We start from the raw sequence: 16995 nt of genomic DNA, 5'->3' as shown, positions 1-16995 counted from the left end.
CGCAGTTTTAAGAGTTTTTTTGTAAAATAAATGTATGGAATACAAGACTTTTAAAGAGGACGGTCTCGTCCAAGAAGAAATTAAAAAATCCCGCTTTCTTTGCCATGTTAAACGAGTTTATTCTGAAGAGGAAGCTCGCGACTTTATAGCCGCTATCAAAAAGGAACATTATAAGGCAACTCACAATTGTTCTGCTTTTGTCATCGGAGAACAATTTGAAATTAAACGGACCAGTGACGATGGCGAACCGAGTGGAACTGCTGGAGTTCCCATGCTTGGTGTTTTAGAGAATCATGGACTGACCAATGTCTGTTGCGTTGTCACTCGTTATTTTGGTGGGATCAAGCTAGGTGCAGGCGGTCTTATCCGCGCTTATGCTGGTAGCGTCGCTCAGGCTGTGAAAGAAATTGGTCTCGTTGAAATCAAGGAGCAGGTTGGTTTAGGGATTACCTTGACTTATCCCCAATACCAAGAGTTTGCGAACTTTCTATCTGCTCACCAATTAGCAGAATTCCAGACAGACTTCACCGATGCTGTCTTTAGTCTTGTCTACGTAGATAAGGAGCATAAAGAAGATGTGATTGCGGACCTGATTGATTTTTACCATGGAAAAATTGAGATTAGTGACCAGGGATTAAAGGAAGTGGAAATCCCCATTCAGCTATAAAAAAAGGCTATCACTTCGATAGCTTTTTTATATTTTACAAACCTTCTTACTGACGGTATACTGAATACACTAACAAAGGAGTGTATATCGTATGCCAATCTATCAAAATATTACAGAATTAATCGGAAAAACACCTATTGTAAAATTGAACCACTTAGTACCTGAAGGGGCTGCTGATGTCTATGTTAAATTAGAAGCCTTCAACCCTGGTTCATCTGTTAAAGACCGGATTGCTCTTAGCATGATTGAAAAAGCAGAACGAGATGGTCTTCTTCAACCCGGTTCTACTATCGTTGAAGCAACCAGCGGAAATACAGGAATTGGTTTGTCATGGGTCGGGGCTGCCAAAGGGTATAAAGTCGTCATCGTCATGCCTGAAACCATGAGTGTTGAACGTCGAAAAATCATTCAAGCTTATGGAGCAGAACTTGTCTTAACTCCAGGTAGTGAAGGAATGAAAGGAGCTATCGCTAAAGCAGAAGAAATCGCTGCAGAACGAAACGGTTTCCTTCCCCTCCAATTTAACAATAGCGCCAACCCAGAAGTCCATGAAGCAACAACAGGTCAAGAAATTTTAGAAGCTTTTGGACCAAATGGATTGGATGCTTACGTCAGTGGTGTTGGAACTGGTGGAACTATTTCAGGTGTTTCTCATGCCTTGAAAAAAGTTAACCCAGCTGTCCAAGTCTATGCAGTCGAAGCAGATGAATCAGCGATTCTTTCTGGTGAAAAACCTGGGCCACACAAAATCCAAGGATTGTCAGCAGGTTTCATTCCTGAAACGCTGGATACCAATTCTTATGATGGCGTAATCCGTGTCACTTCTGATCAAGCCTTGGAATTAGGTCGCTACATTGGTGGAAAAGAAGGATTCTTAGTTGGAATTTCATCTGCTGCCGCTATCTATGCAGCAATTGAAGTCGCTAAAGAGCTTGGAGCTGGTAAAAAAGTCTTGGCTTTAGCACCGGATAATGGAGAACGTTACCTTTCAACTACCCTTTACGATTTTGATCAAGAATAAGAAAGAGGCTACGATGTAGCCTCTTTTTCTTCTATCTGTAGAAACAAATTTTTATTTTCCTTGACTAGTGTCACTCAAAAATTCTTTACTTTCTTTAATCCAAATAGGTAATTGCTTGGCTAAAGGAGTAAAACCGATCTTATGGCGATCATTTGAAAAACGATGGTGGCGAAACTGCTTTCTGTTCCCAGCTTCTAAGGTTCGAAGGGACAAGCTAGCCTTCTCAGAGTATTCATCTATATCAATAACCTGGGTACAAACTTGATCCCCAATTTTTAAGATATCATGAATGTTGTCGATATATCCACTGCGGATTTCAGAAATATGGATCAAACCGGTTACCCCTGTCTCTAATTCAACAAAGGCTCCATAAGGTTGCAAGCCTGTCACAACACCCTTCAGTTTATCCCCGATTCTCATGCTTTTCCCTCAATGTCAATCGATTCCATGACCACATCTTCTTTAGGTTTGTCCATGGCACCTGTCTCTACTGCCGCAATTGTATCCAATACTTGATAAGAAGCTTCATCCATCAACTGACCGAACACTGTGTGACGACGGTCCAAATGAGGTGTTCCTCCTTCTTCCGCATAAATTTCTGCGATAGCTTCAGGCCAACCACCGCGGGCAATTTCCTTTTTAGAATAAGGAAGGTGTTGGTTTTGAACAATGAAGAATTGACTACCGTTGGTATTTGGTCCAGCATTGGCCATGGATAGGGCTCCACGGATGTTGTACAATTCTTCAGAAAATTCATCTTCAAAAGATTCTCCATAAATGGATTCCCCACCCATACCTGTTCCAGTTGGATCCCCACCTTGGATCATGAAATCTTTAATGATGCGATGGAAAATCACTCCGTTGTAGTAGCCATCTTTTGCAAGCGCAATAAAGTTTGCTACTGTTTTTGGTGCTTGATCAGGAAAGAGACGAATCTTCAGATCTCCATAGTTGGTATGAATCGTCGCAATTGGTCCTGTTTCTTGATCCATTTTTGTTTGTGGTAAATGCAATTCTTTTTCAACCATTTTTAACTCCTCTAAGGCATGTAAAATGCCATCTTCTTCTAAGGTTTTTGTGACATAATCTGCTTTAGCTTTTAATGCATCTTGAGCGTTTCCCATGGCAATCGCTAAACCAGCATAGTCAAATAATTCTATGTCATTCAATCCATCCCCAAACGTTAAGACATTTTCTGGTTTGAGACCCAGTTTTTCGACTACTTTTGAGACACCGTGAGCTTTGGATTGCTGATCCAAGACAACATCTGATGAGATTGGGTGCCAGCGAACCAAACGCAATTCCTGCCCTAAAGCTTCTGGGAGGATGTCGAATGTTTTACCAGTCTCGAAGGTCCACATTTGATAAATGGGATGCTTGGTAGCAAAGTCAGGATCTACTGGTAAATTTGGATAGATGGGATCAATGGCCCGGCTCATTTCTTCTGTCCGAGCTGAAAGAGTTGCTTGATGACTCCCAACCAAACCATAATGAATCCCTACCTGCTTGGCCCATGCAATAAAGTCCTGAACAAGTGGATTTGGTAATCTTTCTTCATAAATGACATTCTCCTTACGATCAATCACGTAGGAACCATTCAGAGTGACGTAGAAATCAGGTTGGAGAGCCTTGATTTCTTCTGGTACTCCAAAAATCCCTCGACCACTGGCAATGGCTGTGTAAATTCCTTTTTCTCGTAATTGTGAAAACACTCTGGTAACTGAAGCTGGAACATAGCCTGTCTCAACATTTCGTAAGGTATCGTCAATATCAAAAAATACTATTTTTATCTTTTTCGCTTTGTAGCGTGTTTTTGCATCCATGTTGTCTCCATTCAGTATGCTGTCTATTATAGCATGTTTTTGACTAAAAATCTTCCTGAGAGACCAAGTGATGTTGGAAGGCATAAACTACTGCTTGGGTACGATCGCTCACGTCTAATTTTGATAAAATATTCGACACGTGCGTCTTGACCGTCTTTAATGAAATGAATAATTCATCAGCTATCCGTTGATTTTCATATCCCTTGGTTAGCAAAGCCAAGATATCTCGTTCACGCGCGGTCAAGTCATCATGGAGTTCCACGTGATTTTTTCGATACTCAACTTTTTGGCTGACCTCTGTCTCAATCGCCAACTCTCCTTGTTCCACCTTACGAATGGCCCGTAAAATTTCCTCTGCACTAGAGGTTTTGAGCATATATCCCTTGGCTCCTGCATCCAAGACAGGGTAGATTTTTTCATTGTCCAGATAAGACGTTAGGATCAATATTTTTGCATCTGACCACTCCTTCAGGATGGCGAGTGTCGCTTCAATCCCGGTCATATGTGGCATGACAATATCCATAATGATGACATCTGGTCGTTCTTGTAAGGCTATCTCTACACCCTCTTGACCATCGCTAGCCTCTATGACTTGATCAATCCCATCTTGCATACTTAAATAGCTTTTCAATCCTAAACGGACCATCTCATGATCATCTACTAGTAATAATTTCATCATCTTCTCCTTCTACTAATGGCACTTTAATATCAATGGCTACTCCCTTTTTAGGACTGGTCAAAATCTTAATTCTTCCTGCCATGTCATCTACTCGATCTTGAATATTTTTCATACCATAACTTAGTTCACCCAAAGATTCTGGATCAAACCCCACTCCATCATCTGCTAATTTTAGATGGAGAGATTGTTCAGTTTGCAACAGATAAACATCTAAGCGCTTCGCATGGGCATGTTTCAATGTATTGCTCACCACTTCTTGCACAATCCGGAAAATATGCTCTTCTATTGTTTTAGGGAGTCTTTGAACATCGTGTTCAAAATGAACTTCTAAATTACTCTTTTCTTGTAGTTCTCTAAAAATCACCTGGAGACCTTCTACCAAGTTTCGACCTTCTAGTTCTGTCGGCCGCAGGTGTAATAAGAGAATCCGCAAATCGTTTTGAGCAGTGTTTAGAATTTCTGTAACTCCCTTCAACTGTTGCCCGACTTTAGGCAGTTGAAGAACCTGATCCTGACTGGCTACACCGGACAAAATCATATTAGCTGCAAATAACTCTTGGCTCACCGTATCATGGAGATCTCGAGCAATTCGCCTGCGTTCTCTTTCCACAATCTCTTCTTCATTTTGCATGACTCGATTTTCTGTACGTTGCAAATTTTCTGTCAGGCGTTTGAGCTTGCGATCCAAGCGTTGAAAATCTTCATTAATTTCTTTGTTTTCTCCAAATTTTAGCTTCTTGCCTTCGAGCAAGTTTCTCAGATTTTTTTGGACGGTGTTCATGATTGTAAATTGAATCAATTTGATCAATAAGATCATCAAAATAGTAAGAGCAAGCGTCAAGCCAAAGCCAATAAAAAGAAATGCACGAAGCTTTGATAAATCTTCCAATAGATAAGACCACTGAAAGTCAAAGAGACCAAAGATCGAATGGATAATTACAGCTAGAATTAAGACCGTATAAAGGAAGATTAAAAGATAGTCTGTTCGTTTCATCCTCTGACGACCTCCACATCTCCTACAATCCCCGCAATAACAAGCTTCACTGTTCGATGGGAACTTCGATAATTTGGGGTCTCCATGCTTACTGTCTCATTTCTCAATTTCCTAGGTTTTTGAGAGAAGAGTCGCAATTCTCCATATAAGGTATTCACCTGCAAACTAAGCTCCACATCCACCGGCAAAATAATCTTCGTATTACCAAACATCTTTCTCATGATGATGACATTGTCATGATTCACTACAATCACTTCGTCTAAGTGGATCGTATCCTTCCCGAATAAACGTGTAATCGTCAAATCACGAAAATGGCAGTTTACCTTTGAAAAATGATGTAAATCCCCAATCCAAGGCGTTTTCTCTTGTCGGATTTCTACATCTTCCTCATAATCTATCTTCACTTCTTCGTTTTCACGGTAAAAATAGGGATAAGCCACCAGCATGGCATAGACGACGGCAAACAAAAGTGCAGCGATGACATAAGGATTTAACATGACAATAAAAAACAGCAGAATGCTGGATGCCACTAAAAGAAAATTGCTCCGCTGTTTTCCAATGTAATAATACAATAGAAGCAAGCACAGAACCACGATTAGGACGATACGAGATATATTTCCCGCCAAAATAGTGATTGCAGCCATGGTGAGTAACAAAGCTTCAACAAACACAAACAATTGAATCTTCCACATAATTGAACCTCTCCAGTCTATTTTATCAAAATTCTATGGGATTCGCTTCCGCCTCTAGAAGGATTCGTTCCAACTCTCTCTTTACTAAAAAACCCAGACCGATTGGGTCTGGGTTTATAAGGTCATCATGTTAAGATTCTGGTTCAGTAGAAGCCGAAGGTTCCGTATTGGAATGGGATTCCACTGTTGTCGAGCTTGAACTTTCTGATGAACTGCTTGAAGCTTTCGTGCTACTTGATGGTTCCGTCTTCGGTTCGTATACAGTCAAGACAATGCGAGTCTTTTTAATATCGATGCTCGATTGAGCTTCTGGAGTCTGACTCACAATTTGACCTGGTAGGACTTCTACACCATCCGGAAGATGCGATGTGGTCTTCCGTTCAATATTTGCTTCCTTCACCCCGTAGATCTGAACGAGATTAGAGACAGCAAATTCATAATATGAACCGACATAACTTGGTAACTCGATAGAATTACTCTCCTTAGATACTTTCAGAACAACTTTCGTATTAGAAGTCAAATCATATTTTTGACCAGCAGCAGGAGATTGCTCCATAACGATTCCTGGTTCCACTTCATTGGTCTCGACTTCTTCAATCGAAATGAGCTTGCTAGAAAGCTTATAGGTGGTTTTTAGGTCGTTTTCCGCATCTTCTCTAGACATACCAGTATAGTCCGGCATTTCAAAGGTGCTTGGCCCTTTCGAGACAACCAAATCAACCTTGCTGTTTTCCTTTTTCTGAGCTCCAGCATTTGGATTGGTTCGAATGACATAGCCCTCAAGTACAGAATCACTGTATTCTTCTTTTTCGTCTCCAACTTGAAGATCCTGATCTTCAATGATAGCCCGAGCTTCTGCGACAGTTTTTCCAGATACATCCGGAACTGTTTTGTTGGCTGGACTCATATAAAGAAGAAAGGCAAAGGCAGCTAGTACCAAAGCTAAAGCAACAAACAAGACTTTATAGCGTGTCCTCAAACGACGACGTGGCTTATTTTTTGGAGAAACTGGAACTGTTCTATCCTCTGAAGTCCCTGGTAGGTCCTCATGAACAGCCGGACGAACATCTGATGTTGGAAGTGGAGCTGGTTTTGGAACCACGTTTACCTTTGGTAGGGTCTTGGTATCCGCTTTTGAAGCGTCATCAAAGACTAATTTTTTCTCGTTACGGCGTTCATAAGATAGGCAACTAGACAAGTCGACATACATTTCAGCTACCGACTTATAGCGATCGGATAGTTTCTTTGCCGTTGCCTTAATCACCACATTTTCCAAGGCCTGCGGAACATTTTTGTTCTCTTCGATGATGGACGGCAGTGGTTTTTGGAAATGTTGCAACGCGATGGTCACTGCACTATCCCCATCATAAGGGATATGTCCCGTCAGCATTTCATAGAAAATGATCCCCATCGCATAGATGTCACTTTGAACAGAAGCTTTCGATCCTCTGGCTTGTTCAGGTGACAAATAATGAACCGATCCCAACATGGAGTTGGTCTGAGTGAGGCTTGTTTCTGCAAATGCTACCGCAATCCCAAAGTCAGAAACCTTGGCATTTCCGTCCGATGTTAAAAGGACATTTTGAGGTTTCAAATCACGGTGAATAATGCCTTGCGTGTGCGCCAAACGCATAGCAAGAAGGATTTGCCCCATCAAGCGAACAGCTTCTTCATTTGAGAGAGGAGCATTTTCTTTGATATAGCGTTTCAAGTCCAAACCAGCGACATATTCCATCGCCAAGTATTGTTGGCCATCTTCTTCACCGATATCCGTGATCCGAACGATATTTGGATGATCCAAATCTGCCATCGCTTTGGCCTCTCGTTGGAAGCGAGCAACTGCAATTGGATCTGTTTGGTAATTGGTCCTCAGTACTTTAACTGCAACTTCTTCACCATCTAAGATTAAATCCCGAGCGAGGTAGACATCTGCCATTCCTCCACGCCCGATTTGGCGGATTATCTTATATCGTCCGGCAAAAATTTTGCCGATTTGAATCATGCCATATCCTCCTCAGCAAAGCGAATCAGTACAACTGTAATATTGTCCAAACCGCCAGCATTATTCGCAAAGCGAATCAAGGTTTTTGCCTTTTCTTCAATCGATAAATCGCTGACAACGATATCACGGATTTCATCGCCAGAGATCATATTGGTTAATCCATCACTATTGATAACAATGAAATCTCCCGCTTCAACCGTAACCATACCAAAATCCGGCTGCAATTCATCTTTTTGTCCAATGGATTGGGTGATGATATTGCGTTGGGGATGATGAGCTGCCTCTTCTTCCGTAATCTGTCCTGCCTTGAGCAAGGCGTTTACTAAAGAATGGTCACTGGTCAATTGATGGTATTCCCCATTACGCACGAGTCCAATTCGGGAATCCCCTACATGCGCAAATAAGACTTGGTCATCAATAACGGCAACAGCTTCGAGAGTTGTTCCCATTCCTTTATGTTCTTCATCTTGACCAATGCGATGGATCTGCTGGTTTTCTTTTTCCAGATACTCCGCAAACCACTCTCTGACTTCGTTAATGGTGCTGATTTCAGTCGCTACCCAAGCAGCGCCGAGATCGGTAACAGCCATCTCGCTAGCAATATTACCAGCACGATGCCCCCCCATCCCGTCAGCTAGAAAAACCATGGATTTTCCCGCTTTATTTTTATATTGATTTGCATAGTCTTGGTTATTTGTCCGTCTTTGACCTACATCGGTTAAGATAGAAATTTCCATACTGTCCGTATCCTCCTGAGATTACGATATTCTTCGAAAACGACTAATAAAGAAACCATCGCTTCCATACAATTCTGGTGTAATTAAAATACAGCCATCTTTCAGAATATCTTTTCGTTCATGATCTAATGGCACGAGTTCAAAATTTGGATGGGTTTTTAAAAACTGGTCAACCACATCAAAATTCTCTTCTCCTATAATTGTGCATGTACTGTAGACTATTATACCATCTTTCCGCACACTTTGACAAACTCCATCCAATATTTCCAATTGAATCGCCTGTAGAGACGCAAAGTCAGCATTGTCTTTATTGTACTTGATGTCTGGCTTGCGGCGGATCAAACCAATCCCAGAGCAAGGGGCGTCTACCAAGATTTTATCAAAGGCATCTGCTCCAAAAGCTTCAAAGACCTGGCTGGCATCCAGTTTTTTTGTCTGGATTTTATCTGCAACTCCCAGACGTTCCGCGTTTTCCTGAATTAATTGGAGCTTATGATCGTACAAGTCCAAGGCTATGATCTTCCCATCTACTAGATAAGAAGCTAGATGGGTGGTCTTGCCCCCAGGTGCTGCACAAGCATCCAATACCTGGTCTGATGGTTGGACCTCTAAAGCCGGAGCGACCAATTGACTGGTCTCATCTTGAATGGTTAATTTCCCTTGTTTGAAGTAATCAGAGCCCGCAAAATAGCCATTCTCCTTTACGAGGGCAGTTGAAGCCAATAAAGAATCCGAAGCCTGCAATTGCTCCTTGATGTCTTCTTTTTGATCCAGATCGACAACACGAACACTAGCCTTGTTGCGAACATAGAGACTCTCAAAAATCGCAATGGCCCGCTGTTCACCATACTCGTCCATCAACTTTTTCACCAACCAAACCGGAAGAGAATAGCGGATTGAAAGTCGTTTGTTGATTCGTTTAATCTGGTCAATTGATGGAAGCTCCTCTCGTAGCATTTTCCGTAAGAGAGCATTGACATATTTTTCGCTCCCCTTCTTCCGTTGCTTGGCAAGCTCTACTGCTTCATGGACAACAGCATGGGGAGGAATCTTCTCCAAATAGACGAACTGATAGAGGCTCATCAATAAAAGATGATAGATCCATGGATCTACCTGGTCCCGATCAGCGACAAAGTGCGATAGATACCATTCCAAGGTCAATTTGCGTGAAACTGTCCCATAGACGATTTCAGTTACTAGACTTTTATCCACTTCTGATAAGGTCGCCTTACCCAAGGATTTTTTGAGGGCAATATTTGAAAAAGCACCGTCCTGGAAAATCTCTCCTAAGATAGATAAGGCCAACCCTCGTGCAGTCTGCATCTTATTTACCAAATTGATCACCTACTTGCAGTTGTCGCCCTAAGCCATTTAAGAAATCTCCAACAGCCATTTTGGGTTTACCGGATGGCTGAATAAGTGTCAAGGCCAGGGCACCCTCACCCGTCGCAACAACGATTTCATTTTTATGAAGAGCCAAAATTTCCCCTGGTTCTCCTTGACCTTTACACGGTTTTGCTTGGTAAATCTTGAAGCGTTCACCCTTCCATAGAGTATGGGCGACTGGCCAAGGATACATACCCCGAACTTGGTTAAAGAGTTCACGGTTGGTTCGTGTCCAATCCAGGCGTTCTTCTTCCGGCTTGATATTTGGAGAGAATGTGACTTGTTGGGGGTCCTGCGGTTGTGGCTTAAGTTCTCCCGCAAGGTAAGTCGGTAGAGTTTCTAAGAGAAGATCCCGACCGACAAGAGCCAATTTTTCAAACATGGTCCCCACATTGTCTTCCTCTAAAATAGGGATGGCGCGAGAGGAAATCATATCTCCAGCATCCATCTCTTTGACCATTTCCATGATGGTCACACCAGCTTCTTTATCCCCATTCATGATGGCATAATGAATAGGAGCTCCACCACGGTATTTTGGAAGAAGGGAAGCGTGCACGTTGACAGAAAACTTCATCGCCTCTAACAAACGACTCGGCAAGAATTGTCCAAAGGCTGCTGTGACAATCCCGTCTGCTCCCAAAGCCAATAAGTCTTCTAGTTCTTGACTTCCAGATAGTTTCTCCGGCTGATAAATTGGCAAGCCTGCTTCTAAAGCCACTTCTTTTACTGGCGTCATTCGGATTTCTTTTTTCCGGCCAACTGCCCGATCTGGTTGGGTCACAACGGCTAGAATTTCATAGCGTTCATCAGAAATCAAGCCTTTTAAGACTGTAGCTGAGAAATCAGGCGTTCCCATAAATAGTATTTTTGTCATTTTTTCTCCTTCTACATAAAACTTTGCGGTTCATTGTCAATGCTGACTCGAAGATCTTGATTCTCCCGCTCTTGAGTATAGTCCAAAATCTGATTTAAAACCTGTGGCAATTGGTCTTCAAACCGGTACTTCAACAGGATTTGATAATGGAACAAATTATGCGTGCGAGCAATCGGTTTTGGCGTTGGTCCCAAGATTTGGACCTGATCGGACAGACCTGCTTTCAACAGGTCCATCACCTGATAAGCTTTTTTAACCACGACCTCTTCTTGTTTGTGAGAGAGGGTTAAACCTACCGTGTAATAATAAGGTGGATAGCCTAATTGGTGCCGCACCTTCATTTCATAGGCATAAAACCCTTCATAATCTTGGCGTTTCGCATATTCAATGGCATAATGATGAGGATTATAGGTCTGAATCAGAACCTGGCCCTCTTTATCCGCACGACCGGCCCGTCCTGCCACCTGGGTTAACAGTTGGAAGGTCCGCTCTGACGAGCGAAAATCAGGCAAATTTAGGGCTGTATCAGCATTGAGGACACCGACTAGCGTTACATTAGGGAAATCCAAGCCCTTGGCAATCATCTGGGTCCCAAGCAAAATATCGGCTTGCCCTTGACCAAACTGGTCCAACAAGGCCTCGTGACTCCCTTTTTTCCGAGTAGTATCAACGTCCATCCGCAGAATACGAGCCTCTGGGAAAATTTCTTGTAACTCATCGTAGGCCTTCTGGGTCCCCGTCCCGTAATAACGAATGGATCGACTTTGGCAATTGGGACAGACAGTTGGGATGGCCTTATGGTAATTACAATAATGGCAGTCCATCGTCTTGGTATCCATGTGGAGGGTCAAGGAGATATCACAGTTAGGACAGGTATCTACCTGACCACATTCCCGACACATAACAAAGCTGGAATAACCCCGGCGATTGAGCATAAGGACGACTTGCTCTTTTCGTTGCAGACGTTCTGCTATCGCTTCTAGCAACTTAGGTGTATAGGTTCCGGATTCTTGTTGGCCAATATAATCCCTGAAATCGATCACTTCTACCTCTGGAATGCGGGCAAGCGGATTAGCCCGTTGGGTCAATTGAAGAAATTCATAGACCCCTTTTCCTGCACGGGCTCGTGTTTCTAGACTAGGTGTCGCCGACCCCAAGACCAAAACAGCCTGGTGATACTGAGCTCGTAGCAAAGCCACTTCACGCGCATGGTAGCGAGGATTGCTATCTTGTTTATAGGTAGCCTCATGTTCTTCATCGATAATGATAGCTCCTAGGTTCTTCAGAGGTGCAAAGATAGCAGACCGCGCTCCAACAACTACTTGGGCCTCCCCTCGCTCAACACGTCTCCACTCGTCGTATTTTTCACCGTTGGATAGGCCCGAATGGAGGATGGCCACTCGATCCCCAAAGCGAGAAATAAAGCGATCCGTCACTTGAGGCGTCAAGGAAATTTCGGGAACCAACATAATAGCTGTTTTTCCCTTTTCTAGCACCTCTTGGATGATTTGAAGATAAACCTCCGTCTTCCCACTCCCCGTCACCCCTTCAAGTAAGAAAGGTTTGGAGTCCTGGCCGATTTGACGAGTGACTGCTTGGACTGCTCGTTCTTGTTCAGCATTTAAAACCAAGGCCTCCGTCGATTCCTTGTCCTTAAAGTAGGCTGCCGCACGATTGACTTCTTTTTCAAAAATAATCAAGGCTCCCTGGTCAATGAAATAGTTCACAACAGGACGAGAGAATTCCGCTAATAAGTCACTCAAAGGTGCTTCCACTTCTTGACCTTGGACGAACTCACGCAGGGCCAAGCGCTTTTTGGCATTCTTGGCGATTTCCAAATTTTCAAGTAGGTGATGATTTACCCGATACCATTTTTCTGTTTTGATATGTTTGCGATCTACTGCTTGGTATTCTACTTCCAACTCTCCCTTACGAGTCAGTCGCATCATTCGTGCTTGAGCATCAATATCCAAAGAAGAAAAGGCCAAACTGGTCGCTGTTCCAAAAATGTCCTCTCTATCTTCTGGCGGTAGCAGTTCTGTCGGATGGAGAATTTTGTCATAGGAAGAATTTAAAACACTCGGTAACATGGCTTTCAAGAGGGTGATCTTGTAGGCAAAAACAGTCTTTCGCAACTGATCTGCCAACCAAAATTGCTCCTCTCCTAGAACCGGTTGGTAGTCTAAGACCTCTACAATACTTTTCAATTCTTGGTCTTGAGTTGCTAGAGTGGTCTCTTCAAGGTCAACCACAATCCCTTGAATGAGCCGATTTCCCTTTCCAAAGGGAACATGTACCCGCATTCCTTTTTCCAAGAAAGGAGAAAACTCTTCTGGTACTCGGTAACTATAGGGCTTGTCTGTTTGCATCAAGGGAACATCAACAATGACTTGTGCGAACATGCTTTCACCTCCTTCCTGTCCTACCGCTAAATAGCAAAAAATAAGATTGAGCGAACCCAACCTTAAATTTTTTCACCATCTTCTTTTTCTTTCGCGATTTGTTCTTTAATTTTACGCTCTTCTTCTTCTTTACGCAAGCGTTCTGCTTCGATTCGACGACGAACTGCTTCACGCTTGGCTTCTGGATCTGGGTGAATCACCACATTTCCTGCTTCAATCTCTTCCAAAGCACGCAAGGTAGATTTTACTGATTGAAATTCTTGAGTGGGACTTGCACCACTCTCTAACTCATGAGCTCGTTTGGCTTCAAGAATAACCAAAGAGTATTTTGACGGTACTTTATCCAACAATGTATCAATGGATGGTTTTAACATCATAATCTTTTTACCTAATTCCTATTCTAAATTATCGTACCACTTGAGTGGCTTTGGGAAGCATTTCTTGGTAGTGGCCAATCACCCGATCAACACGGAAATGTTCCGCCTCAATCACACGCTTGACCCGTTCCGCAGCTAAAGGCACTTGGTCATTGACGATGGCATAGTCATACTCCCGCATCAAGGCAATTTCTTCTTTGGCCTTTTCGATCCGCTGGGCAATCACTTCCGCACTATCCGTGCCACGTCCAACCAAACGATCTTGCAACTCATCCAAATCGGGAGGAGTCAAGAAAATGAAGACGGCATCTGGTACCTTTTTCTTTACCTGTAAGGCCCCTTGAACCTCAATCTCTAGAAATACATCAATTCCTTTGTCTAAGGTTTCATTTACATAGGTCAATGGAGTCCCATAATAATTACCTACATATTCAGCATATTCGAGCATTTGACCTTGACGAATCAATTCCTCAAACTCTTCACGTGTCCGGAAGAAATAGTCTACCCCGTCCACTTCACCTGGACGTTGTGCACGCGTTGTCATCGATACTGAGTATTGAAACTGATTATCCGAGCTTTCAAAAATCTCACGTCTAACCGTACCTTTCCCAACACCTGAGGGCCCTGAGAAAACGATTAATAATCCTCGATCCGCCATTTTGTCTCCTTCGCTATCTTTCTATCTAGTGTAACAAAAATAGAAAGATTTTTCAACAGATTTTTCCTAGAGACAAGGCTTCCAACCCCTTCTAGACGAAATAATGATTTTCTTTTTTTATCATGGAACAAAATAAAAAATAGCCAACCAAGACCTTGTCGTCCTTGCTGACTATCTTTTTATCTTTTAGCAAGCTTTATTTTGCATAATCAATGGCACGCAATTCACGAATAACGGTTACCTTGATATTACCAGGATACTCCAAGTTAGACTCGATCTTCTCACGGATATCATGAGCTAAGATGGTCAACTTATCATCCTTCACTTCTTCAGGGCTTACCATAATTCGGATTTCACGACCTGCTTGCAAGGCAAAGCTAGTCTTGACTCCCTTAAAGCCATTTGCAATTTCTTCAAGATCTTGAAGACGTTTGATATAGCTTTCAAGAGACTCGCTCCGGGCACCTGGACGAGCCGCACTTAAAGCATCCGCTGCTGCTACAATAACAGCAATGACACTTTCTGGTTCAACGTCTCCATGGTGACTGGCAATGGTATTAACAACAACAGGGTGCTCTTTGTATTTACGAGCCAACTCTGTTCCAATTTCTACGTGACTACCTTCTACCTCACGGTCGATGGCTTTTCCAATATCATGGAGGAAACCAGCTCGACGAGCCAAGGTAGCATTTTCACCAAGTTCACTCGCAATAATACCAGATAACTTAGCAACCTCAATCGAGTGACGCAAAACATTTTGACCATAAGAGGTTCTAAATTGCAAGCGTCCCATAATCTTCATCAAGTCAGGATGTAGATTTGGAGCCCCAATTTCATAAGCAGCTGCTTCACCGTATTCACGGATTCGTTGATCAATTTCCAAACGGTTCTTCTCTACCAACTCTTCAATACGAGCTGGATGAATTCGACCATCTTTCAAGAGACTTTCCATGGTCATTCGTGCGATTTCCCGACGAATCGGATCAAATCCTGACAAGGTGACTACTTCTGGTGTGTCGTCGATAATCACATCCACACCTGTCAAGCTTTCGAAGGTTCGGATATTTCGCCCTTCGCGACCAATAATCCGGCCCTTCATTCCATCATCTGGCAAATGAACCGTTGAGTTGGTCTGTTCTGCCACAAAATCCCCGGCCATCCGTTGCATGGCTTGAACCAGGATATCTTTTGCAACTTTATCTGAACGTTCTTTCACTTCCACTTCTGCTTCTCGAATTCGAGTCGCAATCTCTTTGGAGAGTCGTTCTTCTGTTTGCGTTAAGATAATATCACGTGCTTCTGACTGACTAAGAGAAGCAATTTTTTCTAATTCTTCTTCTTTTTTCTTTTCTAGCTCCTGTAATTGTTCTTCACGCGCATCAATGTGTTTAGTTCTATCTGAAAGACTTTGCTCTTTTTGTTCAAGAGTCTGTTCTTTGCTCGTAAGATTATCATCTTTGCGATCAAGATTATTTGAACGTTCCGCCAAGCGGGTCTCTAATTGTTTTAATTCTTGACGCTCTGATTTAAACTCAGCATCGACTTCTTCTCGATATTTTCTGGCTTCTTCCTTTGCCTCCAAAAGTGCTTCTTTTTTAAGTGAACTAGACTCGTGCTTGGCTTCTTTCAATATCAAATCAGCTTCGCGTTCTGCCTGTCCACGTAAATTCGTTGCTTCTTGTTCAGCATTTAAAAGAGTAAGTTCTGCAGCTTCTTTCGATGCTTTCATCTTCACTGAGATCCCTACATATCCAATGACTAAACCAATGATTGCGGCAAAAACAATTGCAATTCCAAATTCCATGTTTTTACCTCTAATCTAATGAATAGTTGAATTAAAAATTCTTTATCATTTTATCATATTTTCCAAAAATTAACAAACAAATTTTCGAGCGAAAACCAATCTATTTCTCCTATTATTTTAACGCTTCTTCCTTTGATACTTATGGAAAAAAACTCCCTAGAATACAAGTTTCTATGCCCCATTTCAATAGCCACTTGTCTCCCTCCTCTCTTGTATTTTCTTCCACCGACAATTGTGCTATAATCAAGAAAAAAGAAATTGAGGAAGATACATGACGAAAGAAGTTATTGTGGAAAGTTTCGAACTAGATCACACTGCTGTAAAAGCCCCATACGTCCGCCTAATCGGAGAGGAATTCGGACCAAAAGGAGATGTCATCTCAAACTACGATATCCGCTTGGTTCAACCAAATGAAGACTCTATCCCGACTGCTGGCTTGCATACGATTGAACACCTATTAGCGATGTTAATCCGCAAGCGCATAGATGGAATGATTGATTGTTCGCCATTTGGATGTCGTACTGGATTTCACATGATTATGTGGGGACAGCACGATCCAAACACCATTGCACAAGTGATTAAATCTTCCTTGGAGGAAATTGCTGAAACGACTAGCTGGGAAGACGTTCCAGGAACGACGATTGAGTCTTGTGGAAACTATAAAGATCACAGCCTCTTTTCTGCTAAAGAATGGTGTAAATTGATTCTCGAACAAGGTATTTCTGACGATCCATTCACACGCCATATCGTATAAAAAACAAAGGACTTCTCTTTCAAAGAGAAGTCTTAAAATGTTGTCAAAACAATTTTTTACATAAAATAGTTAGATGATTTTTCGAAAAAATGATTTCTATTATGAGTCATTTAAGCGTAGCTAAA

At 42.3% G+C, this 16995-nt stretch carries 16 protein-coding genes; 3 read left to right on the top strand and 13 right to left on the bottom strand.

The genetic code is table 11. The annotated features are described in order from the left end of the window. The first annotated feature begins 34 nt into the window (after window positions 1-34). Window positions 35-667: a YigZ family protein gene (locus EL081_RS02610; protein WP_126403861.1), complete on the top strand. Its 633-nt coding sequence runs from the start codon at window positions 35-37 to the stop codon at window positions 665-667. Between the two features lie 91 nt (window positions 668-758). After that, a complete protein-coding gene (gene cysK, locus EL081_RS02605; protein ID WP_126403860.1) occupies window positions 759-1688 on the top strand; it encodes a cysteine synthase A in 930 nt (309 codons plus the stop codon). A 51-nt stretch (window positions 1689-1739) separates the two neighbouring features. On the opposite strand, the gene EL081_RS02600 is transcribed toward cysK, so the two are convergent. The 13 genes from EL081_RS02600 to EL081_RS02540 all read right to left on the bottom strand — a co-directional run bounded on the left by EL081_RS02600 (window position 1740) and on the right by EL081_RS02540 (window position 16116). After that, on the bottom strand, window positions 1740-2108 hold the full coding sequence (locus EL081_RS02600) for a S1 RNA-binding domain-containing protein (RefSeq protein WP_126403859.1): 369 nt from the start codon (window positions 2106-2108) through the stop codon (window positions 1740-1742). Next, entirely contained in the window at window positions 2105-3511 is a 1407-nt protein-coding gene (locus EL081_RS02595; protein ID WP_126403858.1) for a bifunctional Cof-type HAD-IIB family hydrolase/peptidylprolyl isomerase, read from the bottom strand. Before EL081_RS02595 ends, EL081_RS02600 begins: the two co-directional genes overlap by 4 nt. A 43-nt stretch (window positions 3512-3554) precedes the next feature. After that, window positions 3555-4187, bottom strand: coding sequence for a response regulator transcription factor (locus tag EL081_RS02590; RefSeq protein WP_126403857.1), 633 nt, complete (start codon window positions 4185-4187; stop codon window positions 3555-3557). Continuing rightward, a complete protein-coding gene (locus EL081_RS02585; RefSeq protein WP_126403856.1) occupies window positions 4165-5184 on the bottom strand; it encodes a sensor histidine kinase in 1020 nt (339 codons plus the stop codon). The genes EL081_RS02590 and EL081_RS02585 overlap by 23 nt, the downstream gene beginning before the upstream one ends. Further along, window positions 5181-5876, bottom strand: coding sequence for a cell wall-active antibiotics response protein LiaF (gene liaF, locus EL081_RS02580; RefSeq protein ID WP_126403855.1), 696 nt, complete (start codon window positions 5874-5876; stop codon window positions 5181-5183). The genes EL081_RS02585 and liaF overlap by 4 nt, the downstream gene beginning before the upstream one ends. A gap of 130 nt (window positions 5877-6006) precedes the next feature. Then, a complete protein-coding gene (gene pknB / locus EL081_RS02575; protein WP_126403854.1) occupies window positions 6007-7878 on the bottom strand; it encodes a Stk1 family PASTA domain-containing Ser/Thr kinase in 1872 nt (623 codons plus the stop codon). Next, window positions 7875-8615 carry a Stp1/IreP family PP2C-type Ser/Thr phosphatase gene (locus EL081_RS02570; RefSeq protein WP_048691932.1) on the bottom strand — a complete coding sequence of 247 codons (741 nt, stop codon included), beginning with the start codon at window positions 8613-8615 and terminating at the stop codon, window positions 7875-7877. The genes pknB and EL081_RS02570 overlap by 4 nt, the downstream gene beginning before the upstream one ends. A gap of 21 nt (window positions 8616-8636) precedes the next feature. After that, complete coding sequence (gene rsmB / locus EL081_RS02565; RefSeq protein ID WP_126403853.1) at window positions 8637-9950, bottom strand: 16S rRNA (cytosine(967)-C(5))-methyltransferase RsmB; 1314 nt, start codon at window positions 9948-9950, stop codon at window positions 8637-8639. After that, a complete protein-coding gene (gene fmt, locus EL081_RS02560) occupies window positions 9940-10875 on the bottom strand; it encodes a methionyl-tRNA formyltransferase (RefSeq protein WP_126403852.1) in 936 nt (311 codons plus the stop codon). The genes rsmB and fmt overlap by 11 nt, the downstream gene beginning before the upstream one ends. Before the next feature lie 11 nt (window positions 10876-10886). Further along, window positions 10887-13277 carry a primosomal protein N' gene (locus EL081_RS02555; RefSeq protein ID WP_126403851.1) on the bottom strand — a complete coding sequence of 797 codons (2391 nt, stop codon included), beginning with the start codon at window positions 13275-13277 and terminating at the stop codon, window positions 10887-10889. Between the two features lie 62 nt (window positions 13278-13339). Beyond that, entirely contained in the window at window positions 13340-13654 is a 315-nt protein-coding gene (gene rpoZ / locus EL081_RS02550) for a DNA-directed RNA polymerase subunit omega (protein ID WP_126403850.1), read from the bottom strand. A gap of 28 nt (window positions 13655-13682) precedes the next feature. After that, window positions 13683-14312: a guanylate kinase gene (gene gmk / locus EL081_RS02545; RefSeq protein ID WP_006596846.1), complete on the bottom strand. Its 630-nt coding sequence runs from the start codon at window positions 14310-14312 to the stop codon at window positions 13683-13685. 196 nt (window positions 14313-14508) lie between these two features. Beyond that, window positions 14509-16116 carry a ribonuclease Y gene (locus EL081_RS02540; protein WP_126403849.1) on the bottom strand — a complete coding sequence of 536 codons (1608 nt, stop codon included), beginning with the start codon at window positions 16114-16116 and terminating at the stop codon, window positions 14509-14511. 271 nt (window positions 16117-16387) lie between these two features. On the opposite strand from EL081_RS02540, the gene EL081_RS02535 reads away from it, so the two are divergent. Beyond that, window positions 16388-16870, top strand: a complete 483-nt coding sequence (locus EL081_RS02535) for an S-ribosylhomocysteine lyase (RefSeq protein ID WP_126403848.1) — start codon at window positions 16388-16390, stop codon at window positions 16868-16870. Window positions 16871-16995: the final 125 nt, after the last annotated feature.

Origin of the sequence: Streptococcus viridans (assembly GCF_900636365.1) — a bacterium.
Lineage (GTDB): Bacteria > Bacillota > Bacilli > Lactobacillales > Streptococcaceae > Streptococcus > Streptococcus viridans_A.
Note: the sequence above shows the minus strand (reverse complement) of the source record. Positions and strands in the feature narration are given on the sequence as shown.